18 protein-coding genes are annotated in these 19360 nt (G+C 63.6%); 3 read left to right on the top strand and 15 right to left on the bottom strand.

Annotated elements, in window-relative coordinates; genetic code table 11:
• The 9 genes from ACIQUG_RS11080 to ACIQUG_RS11040 all read right to left on the bottom strand — a co-directional run bounded on the left by ACIQUG_RS11080 (nt 1) and on the right by ACIQUG_RS11040 (nt 8495).
• Nucleotides 1–1005 carry a zinc-binding alcohol dehydrogenase family protein gene (locus tag ACIQUG_RS11080; RefSeq protein ID WP_052201538.1) on the bottom strand — a complete coding sequence of 335 codons (1005 nt, stop codon included), beginning with the start codon at nt 1003–1005 and terminating at the stop codon, nt 1–3.
• A 27-nt stretch (nt 1006–1032) separates the two neighbouring features.
• Nucleotides 1033–1911 carry a 3-keto-5-aminohexanoate cleavage protein gene (locus ACIQUG_RS11075; protein ID WP_113541483.1) on the bottom strand — a complete coding sequence of 293 codons (879 nt, stop codon included), beginning with the start codon at nt 1909–1911 and terminating at the stop codon, nt 1033–1035.
• A 39-nt stretch (nt 1912–1950) separates the two neighbouring features.
• A complete protein-coding gene (locus ACIQUG_RS11070) occupies nt 1951–2892 on the bottom strand; it encodes a dioxygenase (protein ID WP_402321058.1) in 942 nt (313 codons plus the stop codon).
• 19 nt (nt 2893–2911) lie between these two features.
• The gene (locus ACIQUG_RS11065) at nt 2912–3697 is read right to left on the bottom strand and encodes a glutathione S-transferase family protein (RefSeq protein WP_402321055.1); all 786 of its coding nucleotides are present in this window, start codon (nt 3695–3697) and stop codon (nt 2912–2914) included.
• A 10-nt stretch (nt 3698–3707) separates the two neighbouring features.
• Nucleotides 3708–4751, bottom strand: a complete 1044-nt coding sequence (locus ACIQUG_RS11060; protein ID WP_043611325.1) for a branched-chain amino acid ABC transporter permease — start codon at nt 4749–4751, stop codon at nt 3708–3710.
• Nucleotides 4751–5629 carry a branched-chain amino acid ABC transporter permease gene (locus ACIQUG_RS11055; protein WP_043611327.1) on the bottom strand — a complete coding sequence of 293 codons (879 nt, stop codon included), beginning with the start codon at nt 5627–5629 and terminating at the stop codon, nt 4751–4753. The genes ACIQUG_RS11060 and ACIQUG_RS11055 overlap by 1 nt, the downstream gene beginning before the upstream one ends.
• An 11-nt stretch (nt 5630–5640) precedes the next feature.
• Nucleotides 5641–6369, bottom strand: coding sequence for an ABC transporter ATP-binding protein (locus ACIQUG_RS11050; RefSeq protein WP_043611329.1), 729 nt, complete (start codon nt 6367–6369; stop codon nt 5641–5643).
• On the bottom strand, nt 6369–7115 hold the full coding sequence (locus tag ACIQUG_RS11045; RefSeq protein WP_402321050.1) for an ABC transporter ATP-binding protein: 747 nt from the start codon (nt 7113–7115) through the stop codon (nt 6369–6371). The genes ACIQUG_RS11050 and ACIQUG_RS11045 overlap by 1 nt, the downstream gene beginning before the upstream one ends.
• A gap of 96 nt (nt 7116–7211) precedes the next feature.
• Nucleotides 7212–8495 (bottom strand): amino acid ABC transporter substrate-binding protein, encoded by a 1284-nt coding sequence (locus tag ACIQUG_RS11040; protein WP_402321047.1) that lies wholly within the window; start codon nt 8493–8495, stop codon nt 7212–7214.
• A 251-nt stretch (nt 8496–8746) separates the two neighbouring features.
• Between ACIQUG_RS11040 and ACIQUG_RS11035 the strand changes: the two genes are divergently transcribed.
• The 3 genes from ACIQUG_RS11035 (at nt 8747) to ACIQUG_RS11025 (ending at nt 11170) form a co-directional block, all read left to right on the top strand.
• Nucleotides 8747–9787, top strand: coding sequence for a LacI family DNA-binding transcriptional regulator (locus ACIQUG_RS11035; RefSeq protein WP_402321044.1), 1041 nt, complete (start codon nt 8747–8749; stop codon nt 9785–9787).
• A 225-nt stretch (nt 9788–10012) separates the two neighbouring features.
• Complete coding sequence (locus ACIQUG_RS11030; protein ID WP_402321041.1) at nt 10013–10777, top strand: SDR family NAD(P)-dependent oxidoreductase; 765 nt, start codon at nt 10013–10015, stop codon at nt 10775–10777.
• 114 nt (nt 10778–10891) lie between these two features.
• A complete protein-coding gene (locus ACIQUG_RS11025) occupies nt 10892–11170 on the top strand; it encodes a GNAT family N-acetyltransferase (RefSeq protein WP_402321038.1) in 279 nt (92 codons plus the stop codon).
• 66 nt (nt 11171–11236) lie between these two features.
• On the opposite strand, the gene ACIQUG_RS11020 is transcribed toward ACIQUG_RS11025, so the two are convergent.
• The 6 genes from ACIQUG_RS11020 to ACIQUG_RS10995 form a co-directional block, all read right to left on the bottom strand.
• The gene (locus tag ACIQUG_RS11020; RefSeq protein ID WP_402321035.1) at nt 11237–13048 is read right to left on the bottom strand and encodes a phosphoenolpyruvate carboxykinase (GTP); all 1812 of its coding nucleotides are present in this window, start codon (nt 13046–13048) and stop codon (nt 11237–11239) included.
• A 115-nt stretch (nt 13049–13163) separates the two neighbouring features.
• Nucleotides 13164–14816, bottom strand: a complete 1653-nt coding sequence (locus ACIQUG_RS11015; RefSeq protein ID WP_402321033.1) for an electron transfer flavoprotein-ubiquinone oxidoreductase — start codon at nt 14814–14816, stop codon at nt 13164–13166.
• A 160-nt stretch (nt 14817–14976) separates the two neighbouring features.
• Entirely contained in the window at nt 14977–16479 is a 1503-nt protein-coding gene (locus ACIQUG_RS11010; protein WP_402321030.1) for an aldehyde dehydrogenase family protein, read from the bottom strand.
• A gap of 110 nt (nt 16480–16589) precedes the next feature.
• Nucleotides 16590–17606 (bottom strand): AraC family transcriptional regulator, encoded by a 1017-nt coding sequence (locus ACIQUG_RS11005; protein ID WP_402321028.1) that lies wholly within the window; start codon nt 17604–17606, stop codon nt 16590–16592.
• Nucleotides 17607–17646: 40 nt separating this feature from the next.
• On the bottom strand, nt 17647–18588 hold the full coding sequence (locus ACIQUG_RS11000) for an electron transfer flavoprotein subunit alpha/FixB family protein (RefSeq protein ID WP_402321025.1): 942 nt from the start codon (nt 18586–18588) through the stop codon (nt 17647–17649).
• A complete protein-coding gene (locus tag ACIQUG_RS10995) occupies nt 18585–19337 on the bottom strand; it encodes an electron transfer flavoprotein subunit beta/FixA family protein (protein ID WP_402321023.1) in 753 nt (250 codons plus the stop codon). Before ACIQUG_RS10995 ends, ACIQUG_RS11000 begins: the two co-directional genes overlap by 4 nt.
• Between the last annotated feature and the right edge of the window lie 23 nt (nt 19338–19360).

The raw sequence follows: 19360 nt of genomic DNA, 5'->3' as shown, positions 1-19360 counted from the left end.
TCAAGGCACCAGCAGCACGCGCTCGGGGGTGCCGCGCAACACCGAGGCATAGGCTTTGGCGGCATCGGCAAAGCCATAGACGGTCGCCGGATTGATCGGGAACGGCTTCAGCTTGCCCTCTTCGAACTTCGGCTTCAGCTTGTCGAAGATACGCGCGCCCTCGACCGAGGACAGCGCCAGCGTGTCGATGCCGATATATTTGTGGCGGCCGCGGAAGAAGTTGAAGATATCGAAGGGAACTGCGCGGTCGAAGGTGGAAATGAACACCTGGCGCGCCTGCTTCGCCATCGCGTTGTTGGCGATCTCGAAGTAGGGACTGCCGACCGTGTTGAAGACGATGTCGGCCCCATGACCGCCGGTCTTTTCACGCACGATCGCGGCAACGTCATCCTTGGCGCTGTTCAGCATCTCGACCGGCGCGTTGGTGTGCGCCAGCAGCGGCTGCTCGTTGTATTCGACCGCAAAGACCTTGGCGCCGGCCATGGTCGCAAGCTGGATCACCGCCTGCCCGACTTTGCCGTTGCCGCCGCACACGAGCACGACATCCGTCGGCTGCACGCCGCCGGCCTCGCGCAGGCCCTCAAAGGCGGTGATGAACGGCACACCGATCGAGCCCGCTTCCTGCATGGTGAAATTCGCAGGCTTGGCCCGCACGGCCTTCTGGTCGAGCACCATCCACTTGGCGTGGCTGCCGTCCTGGGTGATGCCGAGCTCGCCACCGCCGCCCCAGATCTCCATGCCGACCATCGACGACGGTCCTTCGCGCACGATGCCGCCGAAATCGCGACCCGGCGTGCGCGGCCAGACGGCGTGCGGCATGTGCCCGAGGGACGCCTTCACGTCGCTGGGATTGACCCCCGCCGCGACGATCTCCACCAGCACCTGTCCGGGACCCGGCCGCGGCACCGCGACATCGACGACGTCGATCTTGAGATTGTCGAGATCGGGGGATTTTTCCGTCACCCTCAGCGCCCGGGCGATCTTGGCGTCCACCTGAATGTTCATTCTATGCCTCCTTGCAGAAATCGATGCTTATGCACGCAGTCCGAGGATTTCACGGGCCTGGGAGGGCTCGGCGATCCTCCCGCCGAGCTTCTCGATCAGGTCCCTCGCCCGTTCGACCAGTTCGCCATTGCCTTTGGCGAGCACGCCCTTGGCGATGTAGGAATTGTCCTCCAGCCCCACCCGGACGTGACCGCCGAGCAGATAGGCCTGAACGGCCATCGGGAACGACATTCGCCCGACGCCGAAACCGGTCCAGACGGCGTCGCCGGGCAGCATGCGGGCGGCGGTCGCCATCACGTCGGTGGTCGAGGGGAAGCCGTATTTGACGCCGGTGACGATCGTGAACATCGCCGGCGACTTCAAAACGCCGGCCTTCAAGAGATCCTGCGCCAGCTGGATGTGCCCGGTGTCGAACACTTCGAGCTCGGGCTTGGAGCCCGCCTCGTTGATGATGTCGGCCATGATCTTGACGTTCGCCGGCGTGTTGATGACGACCTCCGATCCGAAGGTCATGGTGTTGAGGTCGAGCGTGGCGATATCCGGTTTCAGCGCGACGATATGCTCGACCCGCTTTTCCGGCCGCATCAGCGTCGTGCGCGGTCCGGCAACCGCCGGGTTCTCGTCGCTCGGGTGGTAGCGGCCACCCGGCCCGGTCGTGACGTTGAGGATCAATGCCGTGTTCTTGGCCCGGATACGCTCGACGACCTCCCGGTAATATTCGAGTTCCATGGAAGGCTTCGCGGTAACCGGATCACGCACATGGATATGGGCGATCGCTGCACCGGCATCGGCCGCTTCCAGGCAGGAATTGGCGATCTCCTCCGGCGTGACGGGGAGACCGGGGTGGTTCTCCCGCGTCGTGAGGTTGCCGGTGACGGCGCAGGTGATGATGACGTTCTGCTGCATCACATGCCTCCCACGCCAGGGCGCGGCCCGTTCGATCTCTCAGCCATGATGCGCCACCTTCTTGCCGGAGATGGGCGGCAGCGGCAGGACCGATTGGCCCTCCACCAGCTTGAAATGGTAGTTGCAGCTGTAGAAGGGCGCCTCGGCGCCCGGAAATTCCGGGTCCGGGCTGTCGTGGCGGAAGAACTTGCCGACGATCTGCTGCTTCGCGCCGAAGACCACGTCGTTGACCAGGGCTTCGTGACTGTCGGAAAAGATCTGGGTGACGAGCGTCTTGTAGCCCGGCGCCGAAACGATGAAGTGGATGTGAGCCGGGCGCATCGGCGTCCGCTTCTGCGCCCGCAGCAGGTCGCCGACCGGTCCGTCGGTCGGGACCGGGTAGCCTGCCGGCTTCACCGACACGAAGTGAAAGTTGCCGTCGCCATCCGTGGTGAACCGGCCGCGCAGGTTGAAGTCGTCCTGCGTTTCGTCCTGGTTCTCATAGAGCCCGACCGGGGACGCCTGCCAGACATCAAGGGTCGCCCCTTCGACGGGCCGGCCCGCGGGATCGGTCACCCGCCCCGTGAAGTAGAGCTGCGATCCCGGCGTGTCCGAACGGGCGATGCAGTCGCCATTCACGCATTTCGGCGCGCCGCCGCGGTAGAACGGCCCCAGAAGTGCCGACAGCGTCTCGCCCTGCATGCCGTCATTGTTGATCAGGTCGATCAGTGTCGAGGCGCCGAGCACGTCGGCGGCAAGCACGGTTTCGTTGTGCGCTTCGTTGGTCGCCTGGCCGACGGCCGTGATCCAGCGCAGGGCGTATTCGAATTCCGCCTCGGTCGGTCGTGCCTCCAGCAGGAACGCATGCAAATGCCTGACCATAGCGTCCATGATCTGCTTGAGCCGCGGATCGTCGCCGCGCGACATGGCGGCAAGCACCGTCGGCGTGACGTCGGCCTCCTTGGAGATCAGTTTGGCCTCGGGGCTGATATGGCTGTTCATCCCAGTTCTCCTTTCCGCGTCACAGGCCTGAGCCAGCGACCCGAAGCTCGGGCTTCGCCGTCTTCAGGTGCGGATATTTTTCGGTCAGCAAGGACCCGTAATAGTAGGTGTCAGTGAAGGCGCCGGTTGCGCGGATGGCATCGAGCCAGCCCTGGATCGCCGGCGTCTCCGCCCACATCGAGGACAGCCCGATATCGTCCATCCGCACGATCACCGGCATGATCGCGATGTCCGCCAGCGTCATCTGCTCGCCCATGAGCCAGGGCCCGCCATTGTCGGAAAGCCAGGTCGCCATGCGCTGAACGCCGCGCTCGAGGCGACCGAGCGCCTCGTTCATCTCCTGCTCCGGAAAGCCGGAGCGCCCCATCTTCATCAGGAACTCGCGGCGAAGCGGCTTTGCATCGCAGACCGCCTGAAACTCCTCCGCCGTCATCGCCTGATAGTGCGGCAGGAAGGCGAGGTTATAGGACGGCACCCGGATCGCCGGTGTCGGCACTTCGTCGATGAAGCGCATCATCGCCCGCATCTTCGCCGCGCCGAAGGCGTCCTCAGGCCGAAGCGCACCTGGAAGAATGTCTTCCAGGTACTCCATGATGACGGCGGAATCGGTCACCGCGCGGCCCCGGTGCACGAGCGAGGGCACGACGCCGTTCGGATTGATCGCCAGATACTCCGGCTTGAGCTGGTCGCCGGTGAAGAGATCGAGCTTATGCTCCTCGAAGGCGAGGCCCTTGGCGTGCAGAACGTATCGCACCCTTTGGCTGCACGTCGATTGAGGGGCGTTGTAGAGGATGAAGTCCGGCATCGTCTCCCCCTCAATCCCAGTTGAGGACGCGGGGCAGCTTGCCCTTGCGGGCGAGCGTTCCGATCACGCCATTCGGGAAGAACATCAGCCCGAGAACCATCACGAAACCGGTCGCCAGGATATTGATCTCGGAGGCACCGAGGGTCGCGACGAAGATCTCGTTGAAGGCGACGATCAGGATTGCGCCGACGACCGGCCCGGCAATCGTGCCCTTGCCGCCGAGAATGCACATCAGCACCAGGTTTGCCGAAACGAGGATGATCAGGAAGATGTTCGGCCGGAGATAGGTGAGATACTCGCCCCAGACCGCACCGGCCATGCCGACGAAGAAGGCCGAGAGCGCGAAGGCAAGCACCTTGTAGAAGCGGGTGTTGATCCCTGCACTTTCCGCCTTGACCTCGTCCTTGGAGAGCGCGCGCAGACCAAGCCCGAACTTGGAATGCTTGATGCGATAGGTGGCCCATACGGTGAAGGCGGCCATCAGCACGAAGGCGTAGTAGTAGGGCAGCTTGGCGGTCTCGACCGGCAGGTCGGTGACCGGCAACGACATGCCGTTGGCGCCGCCGATGAACTCCCAGTGGTCGAACAGGATGCGGGCGATCATCAGGAGCGCGATCGACGAGATGATGAAGCTCGGGCCACGAACCTTCAGCGTGATGAGGCCGATGAGATAGCCGCAGGCCGCGGCCGCCAACCCGGCAAGCGGCGCCGTCAAGAGCGTCGAGATGCCGTATCGCGCCAGGAGCACGCCTGAGAAGTACCCACCGATTGCGAAGAACACGGCGTGGCCGAGCGAGATATAGCCGGCGAAGCCGCCGATGATGTTCCAGCCGCTGGCCATGACCGCATAGGAGGCGGTGAACAGCACGAGGTGCAGCAGGTAATTGTAGTTGCCGGTCAGTTGCAGGAGCGGCAGGGCGAGCAGGACACCGAGGACGGCAAGGGGAAACCACGTGGCACGGGTCTGGTCATGCTGGCGCGCGAGCTTCTGGTTGTGAATGCGACGGGCCTCGAGCACCGATCCCGCGTCGGCTTGTTGTAGGTTTACGGCCATTATACCAGCTCCGGTTTTTCGCCGAACAGGCCCTGGGGACGGATCAGCAGGATGACGAAGAGTGCGAGGAAGAAGGTCATGGTCGACCAGGTGGCGCCCACCCAGGTGCCGACGAAGGCGGCGATGACCGACAGGAGAAGCGCGGCGACGACGGTGCCGAGCACGCTGCCCATGCCGCCGAGCACGACGACCGACATCAGCATTGCGATCCACTCCCACTGCTTGGCGGGGAAGAAGCTGAAGACGAAGCTCACCAGCGAACCGGCGGCACCCGCAAGGCCGATGCCGATTGCAAAGGCGATCATGCTGATGAGGTTGACGTTGACGCCGAGCAGTTCGGCGGCCTCGCGGTTCTGGGTCGTGGCGCGGATGGCATAACCGAGCCGCGAGTAGTTGAGGAACAGCGTCAGCGCGCCGATGATTGCCAGCGAGACGCAGCCGGCATAGAGCTGGCCTTTCGGAATGAACAGGCTGCCGATGAAGAAGGCATCCGTCGCATAATCCGGCGAGGTCACGCGCTGGGTGTTGGTGAAGGCGGCGCCGAGGAAGCCCTCGACGATCATCGCCAGCGCGAAGGTCAAAAGCACCGTCATTTCCGAGTAGCGCGCGCTTTTGGCCTGGCTTTCGAACATCAGGCGATAGAGCAGCACGCCGATCGCCGCCATGATCAATGCCGCGATCGGCAGCGTGGCGATCGGGTCGAGGCCCCAGAGCTTGAAGGCCCAGTAGCTGACATAGGCGCCGCAGATGATCAGCGACGGATGCGCCAGGTTGACGATGCGCATGACGCCGAAGACCAGCGAAAGTCCGGACCCCATCAGCGCGATTACGCCGCCGAGCGCGAGGCCGAGTATCAGTATCTGAAGAATGTCTGTCATCACGTCCTCCGCTACGCGACCTTGCGGCCGCCGAGGTAAAGTTCCTGGATGCGCGGGTCCGCCAGAACCGCCTCGGCCGGCCCCTCGAAAAGGGTGCGTCCGAGGTCGAGCACAACGCCCCAGTCGGAATTCTTGAGGCCCATCATGGCGTTCTGCTCGACGAGCAGCACGGTGACGCCCTCCTGGGACATCATCTTCATGATGTCGAACATCTCCTGGACGATCTTCGGCGCGAGCCCGAGAGAGGGCTCGTCGAGCATGACGATGTCCGGCTTGACGATCAGCGTGCGCGCCATCGCAAGCGTCTGCTGCTGGCCGCCCGACATGGTTCCGGCGTGCTGGTCGGCGCGCTCGCGCAGCACCGGAAAGCGCTCGAGGATTTCCTCGATGCGACGGTCGCGAAGCTTCGCGTCGTCGAGCACGTATCCGCCCATGCGCAGGTTTTCGCGCACCGTCATCTTCGGAAACAGTGCCCGTTCCTGAGGCACGAAACAGATGCCCTTGCGCAGGATCTGGTCCGGGCGCAGGCCGTTCAGCCGCTCGCCCTTGAAGATGACGTCGCCCTTGCGGATCGTCAGCATGCCGCAGATCGCCTTCAGCAGCGTCGACTTTCCGGCGCCGTTCGGGCCGATGATGCAGTGAACCTTGCCGGGCTCGACCGTCAGCCGCGCGCCGTCGAGAATGGCCGGGCCGTCGCCGTAGCCGGCGGTGATGTTGGTGACTTGCAGGAGATCGCTCATCAGGCCGCTTCCTCTTCCAGTACGCCGCCCAGATAGGCTTCGAGCACATGCGGATCGCGACGCACCACATCGGGCGTGCCGTCGCAGATCACCCGCCCGTGCGCCATGACGACGACGCGGTGCGAAAGCCGCATGATCAGGTCCATGTTGTGTTCGACGATCAGCACCGTCAGCCCCTTGGCGTTGAGCGCCCGGATGTGGCCGACGATCTCTTCGAGCAGCGTCGGGTTGACGCCGCCGGCGGGCTCGTCGAGCAGGATGATCTTCGGATCGGCCATCAGCAGCGCGGCCAGATCCATGAGCTTCTTCTGGCCGTAGGACAGGTTGTGCCCATCCTCGTAGGCGATGCGGGTGATCCCGAGAAAATCGAGGATCGACATCGCCTTGTCCCGCTCTTCCGCTGTGACCGCCGGCCGGAACAGATCGGCAAAGCCGCGGCAGCGCGCCTGCACGATCACGTTTTCCAACACGGTCATGTCGCCGAGGTTGCGCGAAATCTGGAAGGTCCGGCTGAGGCCTTTGGCCGTGATCTTGTGCGGACGCAGATTGTCGATCCGCTCCCCGTCCAGCCAGACTTCGCCCGAGGTCGGGACGACGGTGCGGCTGATGCAATTGAAGGCCGTGGTCTTGCCGGCGCCGTTCGGGCCGATGAGTGCGGTGATCGAGCCTTTCTCGACCTTGAAGCTTGCGCCGTCCACGGCGCGAATTCCGCCGTAGTGCTTGCACAGGTTCTTAACCTCGAGCATCCGCGCGATCTCCTTGTACTAGAAATTGGGTAGTCGATGCCTGTGGATCGGGAGGGCGCCTCGCGGACGAAACACCCTCCCCTGCCTTGCAAAGGGTCAGAAACCAGACTTGGGATAGCGGAAGGGCACGATGCCCTCGAACTGGCCGGTCGGGTAGACGAAGGTCAGCTTGCCGTCCTGCCACTGGGTCATGATGTGCGACTTGTCGACGGGCAGGCCGAGATCGTCCCAGCTGAAATCGCCGAGCACGGTCTGGACAGGCTGTTCCTTGGTGCGGGCGTGCAGCCACTCACCCATCTTGGCATTGTCCGTGCTGCCGGCGCCGACCATCGCCTGCTCGATGCCCTGGCAGACGGCGAAGGGGATGGCGCTGTCCTCATCCGGCTCGACGCCATATTCGGCTTCGAACGCTTTGACGAAATCGGCGTTGTCGAAGGGCTTTCCGGCAAGCGTGCTCTTGAACGGAACATCCTTGTGCCAGGTGGTGTGGATGACGACGCCATCGGCCGCGCCGTTGCCGACACCCTCGATGAACTCCGTCTGCGCGCCCTGACTGAGATAGACGAGCTTTGCCGATGCGCCGACGGTCTTGAGTGCGCGCATAAGCTGCACCGCCTCTTCGGCCGAGGCCGTCAGGCCGACGATCATTTCAGCGCCGGAACGCTTGATCGAATTGGCAAGGTTTAGCCAGTCGTTAAAGCCTTCCTCGGGCCACTTCTCCTCCATCACCACCTCGATGCCGGCTTCCTTGAAGTAACCGGGCGCGAGGTCGGCGATTTCCTTGTCGTTGGCGGGGTCGATCACCTTCTTGCCGAGAAGGCCGGTGGCGATCGCATTGGCGAAGAAGTCGTCGGCATGGACGACGGCGACGGTCTTCGGCGCATCCGCCGGATCCTTGATCTCCTTCAGGAGACTGATCACGTCCTTGCCGGTGTACTCGGCGGCATTGACCTGGAAATAGAAGAGGTTCTTGTAGCCCTGGGCATAGATCCGCAGCGCCCCGCCCGAGGGCACCGGGTGAACCATGTTGTACTTGGACAGAACGTTGCCGACCGGAAAGGTCAGGCGGCTCGAGAAGGTGCCGTAGACGGCATCGACCTTGTCGACATTGATGAAGCGTTCGTACTGGTTGATGGCCGTCGCGGGGTCGGAGCGGTTGTCGCTGACGATCAGCTCCACCTGCTTGCCGAGAATGCCGCCCGCTTCGTTGATGAGCTTGTTGCAGAGCTCGTAGCCCCGCTTATGTTTCTCGCCGCTGACCGAAAGGCCACCGGTGATCGGCAGCGATGCGCCGATCCTTATTGTTTCCGCAGCGCTCGCAACGGTGCTTGCCGAAAGCACGCTGATGGTTGCTGCCGCGATCAGCCGATTGATTCCCATTTTGTCTCCTCCCAGACATTTGCGCGCAATCGTTTGCATTGAAGCGAAAAACAAATCGCCCAGCCACGCCGGACGTCACTTGCGCACTGTTCGATCGACAGCAGGCCAGCTCCTCAACCGCCCTGCCGCAAACTGAATATGCAAACGATTGCACATCGGCGATTATGCGCAGCGTTTGCGCTTTGTCAAGCATCTATGCGAACGATTGCAAAACCTCTTGCAAGATTTTAAATGGAGGCGAGAGGTGACACATGCAGAAGAAACGAACCACGCTGAAGGACATTGCGCGCGCGACCGGCGTTCATGTGTCGACCGTATCGCGCGCCCTTGACCCGACCGAGCGGAAGAGCATCACGCCAGAGGTCGTAGCGAAGATCCAGGCGGCTGCCGAACGCCTGGACTATCGTCCCAACCGCATCGCCTTCGGACTTCGCACCAACCGCACGATGACGGTCGGCGTCGTCATTCCGGATATCACCAATCCGATTTTCCCACCGATCCTCAGAGGGATCGAAAGCGTTCTCGAACCGCTCGGCTATGCGTCGATCATCGTCAACACCGACAGCGAGCGCGAACGCGAGGTTCGCCTTCTCGAAGTGTTGCGCGATCGCGGTGTCGACGGCCTCATCCATGCGGCGGTGCTCAGAAGCGACCCCTCGATCGCCAAGGCCGCCCAGGATGGCCTGTCGGTGGTAACGCTGAACCGGCGCGTCGAGAATTCCAACATCCCCTATGTCATCAATGACGAGGACATGGGCATCTGCGAAATGCTGCGTCACTTGACCAAGCTCGGCCATCGGCAGATCGCGCATCTCGCCGGGCCGCAGGATCTATCGACCGGGCAATTGCGCCTGGCCGCCTTCCGCAATGCCGCCAAGAGAATGTCGATCGACATCGATCCGCAGCTCATCGTCACCGCCATGCGCTTTGACGAGGACGAAGGCGCCCGCTGCACGCGCGAACTGCTGGCATCCGGACACAATTTCACCGCCGTGCTCTGCGCAAACGATCGTCTGGCACTCGGCTGCATCGACGTCTTGCGGGAGAACGGTCTCGACTGTCCGTCGGACATTTCCGTCAGCGGCTTCAACGACATGCCGTTCCTGCAACTGGCGCGTCCAAGGCTCACGACCGTCCGCATCCAACAATATGATGCGGGTATCACCGCCGCGTCGATCCTGCTGCGGCTGATGCATGCCGGCGCGGACGACGACATCCCGCTCGAGACCGTGCTGCCGGTGGAACTGCTGGAGCGCGAAAGCACCGGGCCGGTGGCAGCACAGAAGCGCTGACAGTCCCCCAGCCGAAAATTCATCAGGGTTCGGCGGCTTCGACCGCCTCTCGGATCGCTTTCCCCTGCGAACCTCCCTGTGCGGGCGTTCGTCGCGAACTTCCATGCAATCGATTGCTTGTTGTTTTGTGCAATCGATTGCCCTAAGGTCGCATCGATCAATCGTCAAATTGCCGGGCGGACGCTTCCGCCGGTCGAAAGACATCACGTCAAGAGGGAGGAACTTATGGCGTATCCGCGGTCCTTGGTTGGAAAGACAGTTCTCGTCATCGGCGGAAACGGCGCGATCGGCGCGGCGACGGGGCGGCTGTTTGCAGACGCCGGAGCGACCGTGCTCGTCACCCACATGCCGGGCGAACAGGGGGCCGCAAGCGCGGACGCGGTAATTTCTTCGCTTGCGAACGCAGAACGTCATGCCCGATATGCCGTCGACATCACGAATTCCAACGCCCTTGGCGACCTTGCCCGCACCATCGAACAGAAATTCGGCAAGCTCGATGTGCTGGTCAATGCCGCAGGCTTCACCAAGCCCATTGCCCACCGGGATCTCGACGCGCTGACGGACGAGCTGATCGACGATATTTTCAAGGTGAACTGGCGCAGCCAGTTCGCAGCGATCCGCGCCTTCGCTCCGCTTTTGAAGAAGTCCGGCGACGGGCTCGTCGTCTCCATCTCGTCGATCGCCGCCTTCACCGGCGTCGGGTCCAACATCGCCTATTGCGCCGCCAAGGCCGGCATCGACGTAATGACCAAGGCGCTCGCCCGCGTTCTTGCCCCGGAAATCCGGGTGCTTGCGATTTCTCCTGGCGTCGTCGACACGCAATTCGTTCCCGGACGCGGCTCGGACTTCAACGATAAGGTCGCGGCCTCGACCCCGCTCGGCCGCATCGGCGAAGTCGACGACATTGCCGCCGCCATCCTGGCAAGCGCAACGCTGCTCGGTTTCTCGACCGGTCACATCATCCAGGTGGATGGCGGCCGGGCGCTCTGAGACGTAGAACTGCGCATTCGCGCGACAGAGTGGTCGCGCGGATGGATCGTTCCTCCTATAGTGCAGGGCACAGCCACAGCAGCAGATAACGGTTGCGGGAAGGTAGGCATCGAATTGGTCGAACAGGTCGTCGACAACACTCAGGCGTCTCGGTTTGAGCTGCCGATCGGCGACGAGATCGCCGTTGCCTACTATCGGCTGGAGGACGGCCGGGTCGTTCTCACACACACGGAAGTGCCGCAGGCCCTGTCGGGGCAAGGGATCGGCACCCGGCTTGCCACCGGCGTCTTCGACGTTCTTCGCGCGCGAAACGCGCGCGTTATCGCCAAGTGTCCCTTCATGGCCGCCTTTGCGGCCAAACACCCCGAATACGTGGCGCTGCTCGACGGCTGAGCACGGCACTGCCGCCACAGCGGTGGCCGTGGGCGCCTGGCTGACTAACGGGCAGAGCCATAGCACTCAGTCTCGATCCGGCGCCCGGTCCAGCGCGTCAAGCAAGGCGCGACGGGTGGCGGAAAGCTCTGGCGGCAATCGTTGACCGAAGGACTGCAGCAAGGCGTCGTGGCTCTGCAGTTCCTTCGTGAGTTCGGCCGGATCGAGCCTCATCAGCGCGCCGAAGGTCTGGCGGTCGTAGCCGAGACCATCCCAGTCGAGGTCGTCGTAACCCGGCACAAGGCCGATCGACGCGGCGTCTCCGCCGCCGATGTTCTCCGTCCTCTCAACGATCCATTTGAGCACGCGCATGTTTTGCCGGAAGCCCGGCCAGAGAAATGCGCCGTCCGCGTCGCGCCGGAACCAGTTGACGCGGAAGATCGCCGGTGCGTTCACAAGCCGGTCGCCCAGAGACAGCCAGTGCGCAAAGTAGTCGGCCATATTGTAGCCGCAGAAGGGCAGCATCGCGAAGGGATCGCGCCGGGTCGCGGCCTGGTTTTCGGCCGCCGCCGTTGCTTCCGACCCGAGCGTTGCCGCCCAGTAGACGCCCTCGCGCCAGTCGCTTGCCTCAAAGACGAGCGGAAAGGTGTGGGAGAGCCGCCCGCCAAAGATGAAGGCCGAGATCGGCACCCCGGCGGGATCGGCGGCCGATGGATCCATGCTCGGGCAGCGGTCGCGCGAAACGGTGAAGCGGGCGTTCGGATGCGCGGCCGGGCGACCGGCCTCAGGCGTCCAGTCGAGCCCGCGCCAATCCACCAGCGCCGGCGGCGCCCCCTCCGTCAACCCCTCCCACCACACGTCGCCATCGGGCGTGAGCGCGCAATTGGTGAAGATGGTATTGCGCGCGATCGCCGCCATCATATTGGGATTGGTCTTCTCGTTGGTGCCCGGAGCAACCCCGAAAAATCCGGTCTCCGGGTTGATGGCGCGCAAGGTGCCGTCCGCATCCGGCCGGATCCAGGCGATGTCGTCGCCAATGGTCTTGACCTTCCAGCCCGCAAAACCCTCGGGCGGCAGAAGCATGGCGAAATTGGTCTTGCCGCAGGCCGACGGAAAGGCGGCGGCGACGTAGGTGCTTCTGCCAGTGGGATCCTCCACGCCCATGATCAGCATGTGCTCGGCAAACCACCCTTCCTGTCGCCCCTTCAGCGAGGCGGTCCGCAGCGCCAGGCACTTCTTGCCGAGAAGCGCATTGCCGCCGTAGCCGGAACCGAAGGATGCGATCGAACCATCGTCCTGGAAGCTGACAATGTATTTGTGCTCCGCGTTGCAGGGCCACGGCACATCGCGATCGCCAAGTGCAAGCGGCGCCCCGACCGAGTGCAGGCAGCGCACGAAATCGCCCGCGCCAGGCGCGCGAAGGACAGGCAGCCCGATATGCGCCATCAGCTTCATGCTGACCGCCACATAGGCGGAATCGGTGATCTGGACCCCGATCATCGCCAGCTTAGAGCCGGGCTCCCCCATGGAGAACGGGATCACATACATGGTCCGCCCGCGCATCGATCCTTTGAACAGCTGCGAAAGGTCGGCGCGCATGATGGCGGGATCGGCCCAGTTGTTGGTCGGGCCTGCATCGTCCCGGTCGGCCGTGCACACGAAAGTGCGATGCTCCAGGCGTGCGACATCGCCGGGATCGGAGCGGCAGAGGAACGAGTTCGGGCGCTTCGCTTCGTTCAACGGGATAAAGGTGCCAGCGGCGACAAGGGTGTTGCAGAGACGTCGATACTCCGCATCGCTGCCGTCGCAGACATGGACCTGATCCGGTTCGCACAGGGTTCGGACATCGTCGATCCACTGGTTGAGTGCGGGGTTGGTTACGGCATTCGGCTCTTGCATGGATACGTCTCTCACTTGGCACCAATGAAGAGGGCGGAAGCGCCCTTACATGTTCGGATAGACCGGGCCTTCGCCGCGGTTCCTCGCGGCGGTCCGTGCAGCCCACCTCCCGAACTCACATGTTCGGATAGACTGGGCCTTCGCCACCTTGGGGCGGCACCCAGTTGATGTTCTGGTTCGGGTCCTTGATGTCACAGGTCTTGCAGTGCACGCAGTTCTGCGCGTTGATGACGAAGACTTGCCTGCCGTCCTTCTCCACCCATTCGTAGACGCCGGCCGGACAGTAGCGCGTCGACGGGCCGGCATAGATGTCGTGCTCGGAGCGCTTCTGCAGATCCATGTCCTTCACCTTGAGATGGACCGGCTGGTCCTCCTCATGGTTGGTGTTCGACAGGAACACCGAGGAGAGCCGATCGAAGGTCAGAACCCCGTCCGGCTTCGGATAATCGATCTTCTTGTGCTGGGCGGCCGGCTCGAGCGACTGCGCATCGGTCTTGCCGTGCTTCAGCGTGCCGAAGAAGGAGAAGCCGAACAGCTGGTTGGTCCACATGTCGAGACCGCCGAGCCCAACGCCGATCGCCGTGCCGAACTTCGACCACAGCGGCTTGACGTTCCTCACCCGCTTCAGGTCCTGGCCGATGGCGCTGTCGCGCCAGCCGCGCTCGATCTCGATCGGCTCGTCATTGGCCCGACCCGCTTCGATTGCCGCCGCCAGTTTTTCCGCGGCAAGAATGCCTGAAAGCACCGCATTGTGGCTGCCCTTGATGCGCGGCACGTTGACGAGGCCGGCCGAACAGCCGATCAGCGCGCCGCCGGGGAAGGAAAGCTTCGGCACCGACTGGTAGCCGCCCTCGGTGATCGCACGCGCGCCGTAGGAGAGCCGCTTGCCACCCTCGAAGGTGCCGCGAATGCTGGGGTGCGTCTTGAAGCGCTGGAACTCCTCGAACGGGAAGAGATAGGGGTTCTTGTAATTCAGGTGCACGACGAAGCCGACGGCGACCATGTTGTCTTCGAGATGGTAGAGAAACGAGCCGCCACCGGTCTTCATGCCGAGCGGCCAGCCGAAGGAGTGCTGCACCAGGCCCGGACGATGGTTTTCCGGCTTCACCTGCCAGAGCTCTTTGAGGCCAATGCCGAACTTCTGGACGTCGCTGTCCCTGGAGAGATCGAACTTGGCGATCAGCTGCTTGGCGAGCGAGCCGCGCACGCCCTCGCCGATCAGCGTGTATTTGCCCAAGAGCGCCATGCCGCGGGCGAAGTTCGGACCCGGCTCGCCGTTCCGCTCGACACCCATGTCGCCGGTGGCGACACCAATGACCGCACCTTCGTCGTTGTAGAGCACCTCGGTTGCGGCAAAGCCCGGATAGATCTCGACGCCGAGCTCTTCCGCCTTTGTCGCCAGCCAGCGACAGACGTTGCCGAGCGAGACGATGTAGTTGCCGTGATTGTTCATCAGTGGCGGCATCAAAAAGTTCGGCAGGCGGATCGAGCCGGCGGGGCCCAAAAACAGGAAGTGGTCGTCCTTCACTTCGGTCTTGAACGGATGGTCGGCGTCCTTACGCCAGTCGGGCAGCAGCCTATCGATGCCGATCGGATCGACGACGGCGCCGGACAGAATATGCGCGCCGACCTCGGCGCCCTTTTCGAGCACGACGACCGAAAGCTCCGGATTGACCTGCTTCAGCCGGATCGCCGCCGCAAGACCCGCCGGTCCCGCACCCACGATCACAACGTCGAACTCCATGCTCTCGCGTTCAACCATCTGCATGCAACCCGCCTATCAATTGCCGGCCGTACAGAGCGGACGCGCCACGCGGAACGCGACGCCCATCCTAAACTGGGACCGGTTGAAGCTCGCACGGTGGCGCGCCGAAGACGGGTGCCACCGTGCTGGATGTTTTGTTCAATGGATCTGGTTCAGAACGAACTCAGTCCTTCGGTGGCCAGGTCGGGATGGTGCCCCGGCCCGACGGAAACCGGACGTTCTTCGAGCGCGTGAATTCGCGCAGCGTTTCCGCCGCATTTTCCCGGCCGAAGCCGCTTCCCTTCTGACCGCCGAAGGGCGAGCCGAGAAAGGCGCGGCGCATGTAGTTGTTGATGAAGATCATGCCCGCTTCGAGCTTGGCTGCGATCTTGCCGGCATGCGCCTCGTCGGTCGTGCAAATCGCCGCCGTCAGGCCGTATTCGCTGTCATTGGCGATGCGGATCGCTTCTTCCTCGGTCGAAAACCGCATGATGCTGGCGATCGGGCCGAACATCTCCTCGCGCGCCGGGGTCATGTCGGGCGTGACCTCGGCCAGAACCGTCGGCGCGACCCAGTAGCCGTCCTTCAAGCGCTCGTCGGTCGGCAGCTTGCCCTGGGTGACCAGGCGGGCTCCCTCCTTCAGCGCGATGTCGAGATAGGAGAGAACCTTGTCGCGGTGTTTCGCATCGACCATGGCTCCGATATCGGTCGCCGGATCAAGCCCGTCGCCGACGACCAGCTTCTCGGTCGCCCGTGCGAACCGCTCCAGAAACTCGTCATGGATTCTATCGTGCACCAGGATGCGCGACGTCGATGTGCAGGCCTCGCCCTGATTGTAGAACATGCCTTCGAGCGCGACGTTGATCGCGACGTCGAGATCGGCATCGGGCAGCACGATCAACGCGTTCTTGCCGCCCAGTTCCATCGTGGCATAGGTGAGGTTCTGCGCGGCCGACTGCAGCACGCGGCGGCCCGTCATCGTTGACCCGGTGAAGGTGATGCGCTCGACCAGCGGATGGGCGGCAAGTGCCGGGCCGGAAGCCATGCCGGCGACCGCGTTGAGAACGCCCGGCGGCAGGATCTCGTTGGCGAGCTCGACGAGGCGCAGCACGGTCAAGGGCGCCTGCTCGCCCGGCTTGATGACGACGGTGTTGCCGGCGGCAAGTGCCGGCGCGCACTTCTTGGAGAAGTGGATCGGCGGCCAGTTGAAGGGCAGGATCGCGGCCACCACGCCGTAGGGCTCGTAGTTGATGCGCGCCTCGATTGGCCCTTGGTCGAGGATCTCTCCGTGGATCGTATCGGCGAGACCGCCGAAATAGTCGAAGCAGGCATGGCAGAACGACACGTCGAAGCGGAGCGCATCGCGACGTGGCTTGCCCACTTCGCGCGCCTCGATCTCGGCCAGTTCGTCCACGTGCTTGCGGATATGGGCGGCGACCTCCCGCAGGATCTGCCCGCGCTCGCGCGGGGAGCGGTCGCGCCAGGCCTGAAAGGCGGCGCGCGCACTTCTGACGGCCTGATCGACGTCGGCCTCCGATGCATTGGTCACATGCGCGATCGTCGCGCCGGTTGCCGGCTCCTCGACGCTGAACGTGGTGGCGCTGCCATCGTCCAGAAATTCCCCGCCCACAAACAGGCCGGACATCCGGAGCGGCGCCCGCGCCTGATCCTCGACATTCTTAAGCATTGCTACTCCTCCCGTGTTGCAATCAACCGCACATGCCGGACCGCATCCCGGTCAGGCTTTCCTCTGTCCGTCGGACAATCCCGTTGTCCGACTGGTTTCGTGTGATCCGCCTAGCTCCTGCTCCTTGGCATCAGGCCCGGAGCCTGTGCGCCGAGGCCGCGCCGCGTCGTGGCGGGTACGGCGAGGTCGCTCAGCCGTTTCGCCCGATAGGCCGTCGGCGTCATTCCGACCGACTTCCGGAACGCCCGCAGGAAATACTTCTCGTCGTTGTAGCCGACGGCATAGGCGATCTGGCCGATCGGCTCGTCGGTCAGCACCAGGCGTTCGCGCGCGTCATCGATGCGCATCTCACGGATAAGCGCGTTGAAGCTGGTGCCCGTATGCTGTCGCAACAGCGCGCAGAGGCGGCTGCGGGAAAGCCTGGCATACGCGGCCGCCTGATCGAGCGTCGGCGAGCGCAGGTAGTTCTCGGCGATGAAATCGGAGATCCGGCGCATGTGCCCGCTGTCCCGGCCGATCGCCGGCAGTACCGGCGACAGTTCGTCGAAACGATCCTCATAGGCCCGGCAGATCCTGCCGAGCATCAGCGTCAGTTCGGCGCGAATGATCTCCCCGGTGCAGATCCGGTCCTCGGCATGTTCCAGGATCATCTCCCGGCAGGCCTCCTCGACGCGCGCCGCCTGGGCTTCGTCGAGGTTGAAGTCGATATGCCCCTGCCAGGCAAACGGCGTGAGTTCAGGCGCGATGCGCACCAGCTCCTGTATCGGATAGGAGCGCGTGATGCCCGGCCGCAGGAAATCGAGATCGAAGTAGATGACGACGGACCGCGACGCACTGCTGAACCGCATCTGATGCGGCGTCATCGGTCCGATAAAATAGACCGAGCCCGGTTGCGGCTTGTAGGACTTTAGGCCGACGCGCGCCGTTGGCCCCTCGCTCATGAAATAGACGATCTGGAAGTAGTCGTGCTTGTGGGCCGGATAGAGCCTCTGGGTCTTTTCGACGAGGCGAATATGGAAACGGGGCGCGTCGGCTCGTTCGAGCGCGTAGGAACGAAAGGGCGCCGACAGGGTATCGTCCACGTCCTGATCCGGATCATCGCCCGGCTGCCCGTCTATCCTTGCCATCCCGTCCTCCCTGTTTGCCTCAGTGCCGACGCCGCTTGCTTCAAGTCGCGCTTGCGAGCGTACCGTTCAATTCGGGAACGGCCTCGAAGAGATCGGCGACGAGACCGTAGTCGGCCACCTGGAAGATCGGTGCCTCCGCGTCCTTGTTGATCGCGACGATCACCTTCGAATCCTTCATGCCCGCCAGATGCTGGATCGCGCCGGAAATGCCGCAGGCGATGTAGAGCTCGGGCGCGACGATCTTGCCGGTCTGGCCGACCTGAAGGTCGTTCGACACATAGCCGGCGTCAACCGCCGCGCGGCTCGCACCCAATGCCGCCCCCAGCGTGTCGGCGAGCGGCGCAAGCACCGTCTCGAAATTGTCGGCCGAGCCCATGCCGCGCCCGCCGGACACGACGATGCGCGCCGAGGTGAGCTCCGGCCGCTCCGAAACTGCGACGGCATTGGCGACAAACGTCGACCGGGAGGCGCCTGGGGTAACATCGACGGTCTCGATCGGCTTCGCCTCTCCCCGACCCACGGCTCGGAATGCCGACGCCCGGATCGTGAGGACGCGTTTCGGGTCTTTCGAGCGCACGGTCTGCACGATGTTGCCGGCATAGATCGGACGGCGAAACAGGTCGGGGCCGTCGATCGCGATCACGTCCGAGACCTGCATGACGTCGAGCAGCGCCGCGACGCGCGGCATCACGTTCTTGCCGGTCGAGGTGGATGTCGCGACGATGGCATCGTAGTTTCCAGACAGGGCGACAATCACATCGGCAAGCGGCTCGGCAAGCTGGTTGGCAAGGCTTTCGCCCTCCGCGATCAGCACCTTGGAGATGCCGTCGAGACAGGCGGCAGCGAGGGCCACGTCGTGACACCCTTTACCCGCGACAAGCACATGGATGTCGTTGCCGAGGCAAAGGGCGGCGCTGACCGCCCTTGCCGTTGCCTCGTCCAGTTGCGCATTGCCGTGTTCGGCCAAGACAAGCACGCTCATGCCAGCACTCCCGCTTCCGTTTTCAGTCGTTCGACAAGCTCCGCCACGGATTTCACCTTGATGCCGGCCGCCCTTGTCGGCGGCTCTTCGAGACGGACGACCTCCAGGCGCTCCTCGATGACCAGCCCGTAGTCTGAAGGTAACTTTTCCTCCAGCGGCTTCTTCTTGGCCTTCATGATGTTCGGCAGCGACGCGTAGCGCGGCTCGTTGAGGCGCAGATCCGCCGTGACGATCGCCGGTAGCGCAAGCGCAATCGTCTGCGATCCGCCATCGACCTCGCGAATGACGGTGGCGCGGTCGCCATCGACGGTGAGCTGCGAGGCAAAGGTCGCCTGCGGCCAACCGAGTTTGGCCGCCAGCATCTGTCCGGTCTGGTTGCAATCATCGTCGACGGCCTGCTTGCCAAGAAGGATCAGGGCCGGCTGTTCTTCGCCGGCGACGGCGCTCAGCACCTTGGCAACCGCCAGCGGCTCGGTCGTCGCCTCCGTCCTGACGAGGAGGCCGCGATCGGCCCCCATCGCCAGTGCCGTGCGCAACGTCTCCGTCGCCTTTTCGGGGCCGACCGAAACGACGACCACCTCGGAGGCGATGCCCGCCTCCTTGAGGCGGACCGCCTCTTCGACCGCGATCTCGTCGAACGGGTTCATCGTCATCTTGATGGCGGCAAGGTCGAGACCGCTGCCATCGGACCGTAGCCTCACCTTCACGTTCGGATCGGCAACGCGCTTTATCGCGACCAATATCTTCATCTTCGTCCTCCCGAGCCCGCCAT

This window comes from Ensifer sp. NPDC090286, assembly GCF_044769565.1.
GTDB lineage: Bacteria > Pseudomonadota > Alphaproteobacteria > Rhizobiales > Rhizobiaceae > Ensifer.
This window is presented reverse-complemented; position numbering and strand designations above follow the sequence as displayed.